At 64.5% G+C, this 1,376-nt stretch carries 2 protein-coding genes and 1 pseudogene; all 3 read right to left on the bottom strand.

Translation table 11 applies throughout. The features are described from left to right. A pseudogene (locus E5W70_RS32300) lies at window positions 1–348 on the bottom strand (4-(cytidine 5'-diphospho)-2-C-methyl-D-erythritol kinase); the annotation flags it as partial. A 26-nt stretch (window positions 349–374) separates the two neighbouring features. Beyond that, window positions 375–560, bottom strand: a complete 186-nt coding sequence (locus tag E5W70_RS32295) for a hypothetical protein (protein WP_292665400.1) — start codon at window positions 558–560, stop codon at window positions 375–377. Window positions 561–641: 81 nt separating this feature from the next. After that, window positions 642–1,376, bottom strand: a 735-nt coding sequence (locus tag E5W70_RS32290; RefSeq protein WP_292665398.1) for a S49 family peptidase, incomplete at its 5' end; no start/stop codon positions are given.

Genomic DNA, 1,376 nt, shown 5'->3' with positions numbered 1-1,376 from the left:
AGCCGCCGCATCGCTCGATCCGCCGCCGACGCCGGACGCGACCGGCAGGTTCTTTTCGAGCCTGATGGCGACAGCCGGCGCGTGCTGGAGACCGGCCTCGCGCCGCAGTGCATCGCGCGCTCTCACCACCAGATTATTGTCGTCGGCCGGCACCGCGGAGGCGTGTTTGCCGGACACCGAAAACCCATCGCTGTCGGCAAGTTCCATCTCGATGCGGTCGCCGAAGCGCGTGAACACAGCCAGGCTTTCGACCGTGTGATAACCGTCGGCGCGCCGGCCGGTGACGTGCAGCGCGAGATTTATCTTGGCGTGCGCATGCGATGCCCGAATGCTGGCCCCGGAATTCATTGGCTCGGCCGCGAGGGGGACGACGGTCAATCCTTGGCCAGACGGTATTCGCCGGTCTTCGGATCCTTGACCAGTGTTCCCATCGTGCCGTTGGCCGTCTGCTTTTCGGCCCGACGTACCTTGGCGGTCACCCGCTCGGCTTCCCTGACGAAGGAGCGGTAGCCGAAATAGGCGGCAATGCCGACGACGGCGAAGAAAATGATCTGCGGCATGTCAAACTCCTCCCTCGCAAGGCCGGCTGAGCGGCCGGTCGGGTCGGTTGATGATTTATGCTAGACGCTTTCACCGGTTTTTCAAAGCCCGAAGCGCGCCCACAGCGCGCGCTCTTCCGCCGCATCGATGACGCCGCTTGCCGCGGCGGCGGCGATATCGGGCGCCGAAAAGCTCGAGCCGAACAGGCCGAAGCGGCCGAACAGTCCGCGCGGCGCGGTGATCAGCTTGAGCTGGGTCTTCGGCCCGAAGCGGCTCTTCAGCACGCTGCGCATGTCGCCGAGCGCATCGACCAGCCCGAGTTCGAGCCCTTTCTTGGCCGTCCAGAACAGGCCGGTGAACAGGTCGGGATCGTCCTTGAGCTTGCTGCCGCGCCTGTCCTTGACGAGGTCGATGAAGGTCTCGTGGACCTCGAGCTGCAGCGCCTTCAGGCGCTCGACGTCTTCCTTCTTTTCCGGTTTGAACGGGTCGAGCACCGCCTTGTTCTGGCCGGCGGTGTGGACGCGGCGCTCGACGCCGATCTTCTTCAACAGCTCCGGAAAGCCGAACGAGGCCGACACCACGCCGATCGAGCCGACGATGGAGGACGGGTCGGCAAAGATCTCGTCGCCGGCAACCGCGATCATGTAGCCGCCCGATGCCGCTACGTCCTCGACGAAAACCAAGACTTTCTTGTTCTTCTCGCTCGCCAGGTCGCGGATGCGCCTGAAGATCAGCCGCGACTGCACCGGTGAACCACCTGGGGAATTGATCGAGATGGCGACCGCCGGCCTTCTCGAAAAGCTGTTTTCCTTCGACGCGCCGGCGGTCGCCATCTC

Source organism: Mesorhizobium sp. (genome assembly GCF_005063415.1).
GTDB lineage: Bacteria > Pseudomonadota > Alphaproteobacteria > Rhizobiales > Rhizobiaceae > Mesorhizobium.
This window is presented reverse-complemented; position numbering and strand designations above follow the sequence as displayed.